Raw genomic sequence first — 8190 nt, 5'->3', positions numbered from 1 at the left:
TTATTATACCACATTAATAAAACAACTTAAAACATCTATTAAATTGGCATCTACAGCAAACAATAGCATATTAATATTTTGATAAATCTAGTCCTTAATTATTGTGAGGATTTTATTATCGTATTATCTTTGTGTCTTAATAATTTAAAGAATAATGATCAAGATTACATTACCGGATGGTTCGGTTAGAGAGTTCAGTGAAAGTATCACTGCTATGGATGTCGCAAAAGACATTAGTGAAGGATTTGCAAGAAATGTTATTTCGGCAAAATTTAATAACACTATTATCGAAACCTCAACGGAACTAACTACCGATGGAAATTTGGTTTTATTCACCTGGAGAGATAAAGAAGGGAAACAAGCTTTTAGACACTCTACCTCTCATGTTCTTGCGCAAGCTTTAGAAGAATTATACCCAGGAGTTAAATTATCTATAGGACCAGCTATAGACAATGGTTTTTATTATGATGTAGACTTAGGAGACAAAACTATTTCTGAAAAAGACTTTAAAGCAATTGAAGACAAAATGTTAGAAATTGCTAGAGGAAAACATGAATTTAAAATGAGATCCGTTTCTAAGTCTGATGCTCTCGCTAAATACAAAAAGGAAGGAAACGAATACAAACTAGAATTGATAGAGAATCTAGAAGATGGAACTATCACATTCTGTGATCATGATACTTTTACTGATTTATGTAGAGGAGGACATATTCCTAATACTGGTTTGATCAAAGCCGTTAAAATAATGAGTGTTGCTGGCGCATATTGGAGAGGTGACGAAAAAAACAAACAACTTACTCGAGTTTACGGAACTTCATTCCCAAAACAAAAAGAACTTAAAGAACACCTCGCACTATTAGAAGAAGCTAAGAAACGTGACCATAGAAAGCTTGGAAAGGAATTAGGATTCTTTACATTTTCACAAAGGGTTGGTCAAGGATTACCTTTATGGCTACCTAAAGGTGCCGCTTTACGTGAACGTTTAGAGCAGTTCTTAAAAAAGGCTCAGAAAAAAGCTGGATACGAAATGGTGGTAACACCTCATATTGGTCAAAAGGAATTATATGTTACTTCTGGTCATTATGCAAAATATGGGGAAGATAGTTTTCAACCAATAAATACTCCTGCAGATGGTGAAGAATTCTTGCTTAAGCCAATGAATTGTCCTCACCATTGTGAAATATACAAGAGTGGACCTTGGTCATATAGAGATTTACCTATACGGTACGCAGAATTTGGGACCGTTTACAGATATGAACAAAGTGGTGAACTTCATGGACTTACACGAGTTCGTGGTTTCACACAAGATGATGCACATATATTTTGTACACCTGATCAATTAGATGATGAGTTCAAAAAGGTTATAGACCTTGTTCTATACGTTTTTGGTTCTTTAGGTTTTGAAAATTTTACCGCACAAGTATCATTAAGAGATCCTGATAATCCTGAAAAGTACATTGGAGATGTTGAAAACTGGGAAAAAGCAGAAAACGCAATTATAAGTGCTGCAAAAGACAAAGGTCTTGATTATGTTATTGAAAGTGGTGAAGCTGCTTTTTATGGACCTAAACTTGACTTTATGGTAAAGGATGCTTTAGGAAGAAGTTGGCAATTAGGAACTATACAGGTAGACTATAACCTACCAGAACGTTTTGATCTTGAATACAAAGGCAGTGATAACGAAATGCATAGACCAATAATGATCCATAGAGCTCCTTTTGGTAGCATGGAAAGATTTATCGCTATTTTATTAGAACATACAGCTGGTAACTTCCCTTTGTGGTTAATGCCTGAACAAGTTATTGTCCTATCAATCAGTGAGAAATATGAAAAATACGCTGAAAAAGTTTTAAATTTGTTAGAAAATAACGAAATTCGCGCCCTTGCTGACCATAGAAATGAAACTATGGGTAAAAAAATTAGAGAGGCAGAAATGAAAAAAATTCCTTACATTGTTATTGTGGGGGAGCAAGAAGAAAAAGATAACACAATATCTGTTAGAAAACATGGTGGAGAAGATATTGGAGCGATTAGTATTGAAAAGTTCACTGAAATAATCACCGAAGAAATAAGTAGAACGTTAAAACCATTTAACGGATAATAAAATAAATTTTAAGTTTAATTTAAATTTTTAAGTCATAGCAATAAGAAGAAGAAGGTCTCAGAAACCACTAAGAGTAATTAAAGAAGATGCTCACAGAATCAATCACAAAATTAGGGTTGACGAAGTACGTCTTGTAGGCGACAATGTAGAAGTTGGTGTATATCCAACCAAAAAAGCACTGGCACTTGCTGAAGAGCAAGAATTGGATCTTGTAGAAATTTCTCCAAAAGCGGTACCTCCTGTTTGTAAAATAATGGACTATAAAAAGTTCTTATATGAACAGAAAAAAAGGGACAAAGCTCTTAAAACCAAGGCGACTAAGGTCACAATAAAGGAGATTAGATTTGGACCTAACACAGATGAACATGATTACGAGTTTAAGAAAAAACACGCAATCAAATTCTTAAGTGAAGGAGCTAAATTAAAAGCATATGTTTTCTTTAAAGGTCGTTCTATAATCTATAAAGATCAAGGTCAAATCTTATTATTAAGATTAGCCCAAGAATTAGAAGATTATGGTAAAGTAGAGCAAATGCCAAAATTAGAGGGTAAGAGAATGATTATGTTCATTGCTCCAAAGAAATCAAAATAAAAAAGAAGCTTTTTTTAAAGAAAAGCTCTAAAGATAATAAGTGAGATTATTATAAAAACAAGGATACAATGCCTAAAATGAAAACAAAATCCAGTGCTAAGAAGCGTTTCAAGCTTACCGGTACTGGTAAAATCAAAAGAAAGCACGCTTTTAAGAGTCATATTTTGACAAAAAAATCTAAAAAGCGTAAGCTAGCTTTAACGCACTCTACGTTAGTGCACAAAAGCGATGAAAATAGTATTAAAGAACAATTACGTTTAAAGTAATCGCTTTTTAATCAGGTTAAAATTATTACAAACCCAGGAGTTGGGCCTTTAGAAATTAGAGATCTAATATTTAGAACTCAAATTAGCAAAAAGACGAAGAGTCAATTTATTGACCGCCTACTACTAAAAAATTTAAAATTATGCCAAGATCAGTAAATTCTGTTGCGAAAAGAGCTAGAAGAAAAAGAGTTCTTAAGCAAGCAAAAGGTTACTTCGGACGTCGTAAAAACGTTTGGACAGTAGCGAAAAATGCAGTTGATAAAGCAATGTCATATGCTTATAGAGACCGCAGAAACAAAAAAAGAACTTTCCGTGCTTTATGGATTACTCGTATTAATGCGGGTGCTCGTATACACGGTATGTCTTATTCTCAATTTATGGGAAAAGTAAAAGCTAATAATATCGAATTGAATCGTAAGGTTCTTGCCGATTTAGCGATGAACAACCCAGAAGCTTTTAAAGCAATTGTAGAAAAAGTAAAGTAATTTTTAAATAAAATATTTTCTCACTTATAGTAAAAACCTCATCATTACGATGGGGTTTTTACATTTCTAAAAGCATCTATTAAAAAACTAAAATTTAATACCTTATCTATATGACTGACCAATAATTAGTATATAACGTTAACATACTTACACACTACAATCTTAGCTTCGTAAAAATACCTTTTCTATAATTCATTTAACACTCGTCTTAGTATATTTGCCTCTATGCTTAAACAAATTACCAGTATACAAAATCCAAAAATAAAATTCTTAAATCAGCTTAAGGAAAAATCCAGAATTCGTAAAAAGGAAAATCGTTTTTTTATTGAAGGAAGACGAGAAATCTCCCTTTCAATTTCTGGCGGATATAAAATAGAACATATATATTATTGCCCATCCATTATCACTTCTGAAGAAATTACAGGAATTCTAAAAAAAGCTAATGACCCTATTGATTTATTTGAAATTACTTTAGAGATTTACCAAAAATTATCTCATCGATCTACAACAGAAGGTATTATAGCAATTGCAAAATGCAAAGAAATATCACTTCAGCACTTAGTACTTGAAACAAAAAATCCATTAATTTTAGTTGCAGAATCCCCAGAAAAACCGGGAAATATTGGTGCGTTATTACGTACTGCGGATGCTGCAAAAGTAGATGCGGTTCTAATTGCAAATCCTAGAACAGATATCTACAACCCAAATATAATTAGATCAAGCGTTGGGTGTGTATTTACTAATAATGTAGCAACTGGATCCACTTCTGAAATTATCTCCTTTCTTACTGGTCAAGGTATTGATATATATGGAGCTGCATTACAATCCTCTGAAAATTATTACACACAAGATTATACTAAACCTACTGCCATTGTCGTTGGTACAGAAGATAAGGGCTTAACCGATGAGTGGTTGAATAACACAACACAAAATATTAAAATCCCAATGAGTGGTGTTATAGATTCAATGAATGTTTCAGTAGCAGCAGGAATACTAATTTTTGAAGCAAAACGACAACGTGATTTTGTTGTGTGATACTTAAAAAATCATTAACTTACTAAACCTACAAATCCCAAAGCTACAAACCTATAAAAATGACGTCAAACACGCTCTTTCAACTATTGATTGCTATTATTGTAATAGTATTTCTAATAGATTCTTTACTGGATATTTTAAACGCCAGACATTATAATAACGATATCCCTGATGAACTCTCTGATGTATACCCTGAAGATGAGTATCAAAAATCAATAGCTTATAAAAAAGCGAATTACAAGTTTAAGCTAATATCTTCTTTAGTTTCCTTATGCATTATGCTTATGTTCTTTTACTTAGATGGTTTTGCTTGGGTAGATGCTATAGCAAGAAGTTTTTCAAACAATTCTATTATTGTAGGACTTCTATTTTTTGGTATTATAATGATTAGCAGTGACATTTTATCGACACCTGCCGCATATTATAAAACCTTTATTATAGAAGAACAATTCGGGTTTAATAAAACAACTATCAAAACTTTTTTTATCGATAAAATCAAAGGCATTATTATGATGATCATTGTTGGAGGTGGTCTTTTAGCATTAATTCTGTGGTTTTATGAAATTACTGGAAAATATTTTTGGGTTTATGCTTGGGCATTAATTTCTATTTTCACCTTAGCCATGAATATGTTCTATGCTAAATTGATAGTTCCATTATTTAACAAACAAACGCCTTTAGAACCAGGAGAATTAAGAGATACAATTCAAGAATACTCTAATAATGTTGGTTTTCAATTAAGAGATATTTTTGTAATTGATGGATCAAAAAGAAGTACTAAAGCGAACGCTTATTTTTCTGGTTTAGGTAGTGAAAAAAGAATCACATTATACGACACACTGATTAAAGACCTTAATAAAGAAGAGATTGTAGCGGTATTAGCTCACGAGGTTGGCCACTATAAAAAACGTCATGTAATAATGAATCTTCTATTATCAATTTTACTCACAGGAGTAACGTTATGGTTTTTATCTTTGTTCATTGCGAATCCACTTCTTTCGGAAGCATTAGGTGTAGAAATACCTTCATTTCATATTGGATTAGTTGCTTTTGGAATTCTGTACAGTCCAATATCTGAGATAACTGGGCTTATCATGAATGTTGTTTCCCGTGCTTTTGAATACCAAGCAGACGACTATGCTAAAAGTACATATGATGGTGAAGCCTTGATAAATAGCTTGAAAAAATTATCTAAAAACAACTTAAGTAATCTAACACCTCATCCAGCAATGGTGTTTATTCATTACTCGCATCCGACTCTTTTACAAAGGATTAAAAATATACGCAAATAAATGAGGTAAGATAGTCTTGGTGGTTACAATTCTTAATTGTATTTTTAACTCTTACTCGATGTTTAGAATCAATTATTTTTAACCGTTAAGTAAGCACACAATCACATTAAAACAGGCTTTCAAAGTAAACTTTATAGTATGACCGAAGCCGCTATAGAACAGGAAAACAAACAAATTGCTAAGCAATACAAGGAATTGCTTCGTATTAGTTATCGAGACCTTAGTAAGGACGATAAAAAATTAATACGGCAGGCATTTGATATTGCTGTAGATGCACATAAAGATCAGAGACGTAAGAGTGGAGAAGCCTACATCTTCCACCCTATTGCTGTTGCCAAAATAGTAGCAAGTGAAATAGGACTAGACGCAACTTCTATAGCCGCAGCATTACTTCACGATGTAGTTGAAGACACAGAATATACTTTAGTAGACATTGAGCAAATGTTTGGAGAGACTGTAGCACGTATTGTGGATGGGTTAACAAAAATATCTTCTCTAAAAAAGGATAAGGATATCTCTCTTCAGGCTGAGAATTTTAGAAAAATGTTACTTACTCTTAATGATGATGTAAGAGTGATTATCATTAAAATAGCCGATCGTTTACACAATATGCAAACGATGGACGCAATGCGTCCTGACAAACAAGTTAAAATTGCATCGGAAACCTTATACATTTATGCACCATTGGCACATAGAATAGGGCTTTACAACATTAAAACAGAATTAGAAGATCTAGGATTAAAATATACAGAACCTGAAGTTTACAAGGATATTTTAGAGAAAATTAAAGAAAGTAAAGAAGAACAAGATGCTTATATAAAACGGTTTTCTAATAAAATAAAAGAAGGACTTGATAAAGAAGGTTTAGATTATGAAATCAAAGGAAGACCAAAGTCAATTTTTTCAATCAGACGTAAAATTCTGAAACAGAATATTTCATTTGATGAAGTTTATGACAAATTTGCCATAAGAATCATATACAAAGCAGATGATATCGAAAACGAAAAATTCATCGCTTGGAAAATATACACGATCGTTACTGACTACTATCGTCCTAATCCTATTAGACTAAGAGACTGGATTTCTCAACCAAAATCTACTGGATATGAAGCATTACACATAACTGTAATTGGTCCTGATAGTCAATGGGTCGAAGTGCAAATACGCAGTGAACGGATGCATGAGATTGCAGAAAAAGGATATGCTGCGCATTATAAATATAAAAACACCGAAGAAAAACAAGATCAAGGGCTTGATGGCTGGTTAAATAGATTACAAGAAGCACTAGAAAATTCTGAAACAAACGCAGTTGATTTTGTCGAAGAATTCAAACTTAATCTGTACGCAAAAGAAATCTTTGTCTTTACTCCTGAGGGAGATTTAAAATCCTTACCAAAAGGAGCAACAGCATTAGACTTTGGTTTTAGTGTACATACAGAAGTTGGACTAAGAACTAGAGGAGCTAGAGTAAATAATAAATTAGTTCCGTTAAGTCATGAACTTAAAAGTGGAGATCAAGTAGAAATTATTACTTCTACTAAATCAAAACCTTCCTCAAACTGGTTAGATTATGCAACTACCGCTAGAGCAAGATCTAAAATTAAATCTGCCCTACGTGATGAAAAGAAACAGATAGCCGAAGAAGGAAAAGTAGTTCTTAAACGTAAACTACGTTCCCAAAAAATAACCATGGGAGAAAAAGTAGTTAACGAACTGGTTCTATACTTTAAACTCAAAACTAGTCAAGATCTTTTCTATAGGGTTGGTATCGGAACTATTGATAACCAAAAAATTAAAGAGTTTGCTACTACGCGTAGCAATGTCTTCATGAATTTTATTAAAAATAAAATTCGACGAGGAAATGCCAAAGATGTAAATAAAGATGAAATTACGTCTAAGTATGATCTTTTAGTATTTGGTAAGGATTCTGAAAAACTAGAATACAAACTATCCAATTGTTGTAATCCTATAGCTGGAGATAATGTTTTTGGTTTTATAACAGTTAATGAAGGTATAAAAATTCATAAAAAAGATTGCCCTAATGCTTTACAACTACAGAGCAATTATGCATATCGTATTATTCAGGCAAAATGGATAGATTCTAGCCAAGAAGTGTTTAAAGCCGTTATTAGACTTAATGGTATTGATAATATTGGCGTTGTGAATGAAGTGACCCAAATCATATCCAATAATATGCATCTTGCCATTTATAATATGAACTTTGACACCAATGATGGTGTATTTACAGGTAAAATCACTGTAGGTGTTAAAAACAAAAACACCTTAAAAACAGTTATTCAAAACCTTTCTAAGGTAAATGGAATTGATAAAGTAATTAGAGAATAATTCTTTCTATTTTTTATTAATAAGTATTTATAATTTGGACTCTAACTTGTAAAAAATAATGTAAATTTGC

7 protein-coding genes are annotated in these 8190 nt (G+C 32.3%); all 7 read left to right on the top strand.

What is annotated here, in order from left to right; translation table 11 throughout:
- Positions 1 to 154 precede the first annotated feature (154 nt).
- The 7 genes from thrS (at position 155) to J8L88_RS22225 (ending at position 8120) form a co-directional block, all read left to right on the top strand.
- The gene (gene thrS / locus J8L88_RS22255; RefSeq protein WP_118385847.1) at positions 155 to 2101 is read left to right on the top strand and encodes a threonine--tRNA ligase; all 1947 of its coding nucleotides are present in this window, start codon (positions 155 to 157) and stop codon (positions 2099 to 2101) included.
- Positions 2102 to 2180: 79 nt separating this feature from the next.
- Entirely contained in the window at positions 2181 to 2696 is a 516-nt protein-coding gene (gene infC / locus J8L88_RS22250) for a translation initiation factor IF-3 (protein ID WP_255411848.1), read from the top strand.
- Positions 2697 to 2764: 68 nt separating this feature from the next.
- The gene (gene rpmI, locus J8L88_RS22245; RefSeq protein WP_027394180.1) at positions 2765 to 2962 is read left to right on the top strand and encodes a 50S ribosomal protein L35; all 198 of its coding nucleotides are present in this window, start codon (positions 2765 to 2767) and stop codon (positions 2960 to 2962) included.
- A 140-nt stretch (positions 2963 to 3102) separates the two neighbouring features.
- Positions 3103 to 3447, top strand: coding sequence for a 50S ribosomal protein L20 (gene rplT, locus J8L88_RS22240; protein WP_027394179.1), 345 nt, complete (start codon positions 3103 to 3105; stop codon positions 3445 to 3447).
- 225 nt (positions 3448 to 3672) lie between these two features.
- Positions 3673 to 4482 (top strand): RNA methyltransferase, encoded by an 810-nt coding sequence (locus J8L88_RS22235; RefSeq protein ID WP_027394178.1) that lies wholly within the window; start codon positions 3673 to 3675, stop codon positions 4480 to 4482.
- 59 nt (positions 4483 to 4541) lie between these two features.
- The gene (locus J8L88_RS22230) at positions 4542 to 5774 is read left to right on the top strand and encodes a M48 family metallopeptidase (RefSeq protein WP_027394177.1); all 1233 of its coding nucleotides are present in this window, start codon (positions 4542 to 4544) and stop codon (positions 5772 to 5774) included.
- Positions 5775 to 5912: 138 nt separating this feature from the next.
- Positions 5913 to 8120, top strand: coding sequence for a bifunctional (p)ppGpp synthetase/guanosine-3',5'-bis(diphosphate) 3'-pyrophosphohydrolase (locus J8L88_RS22225; RefSeq protein WP_027394176.1), 2208 nt, complete (start codon positions 5913 to 5915; stop codon positions 8118 to 8120).
- Positions 8121 to 8190 lie beyond the last annotated feature (70 nt).

The sequence above is a fragment of the Aquimarina sp. MMG015 genome (assembly GCF_018100855.1).
Classification (GTDB): domain Bacteria; phylum Bacteroidota; class Bacteroidia; order Flavobacteriales; family Flavobacteriaceae; genus Aquimarina; species Aquimarina latercula.
This window is presented reverse-complemented; position numbering and strand designations above follow the sequence as displayed.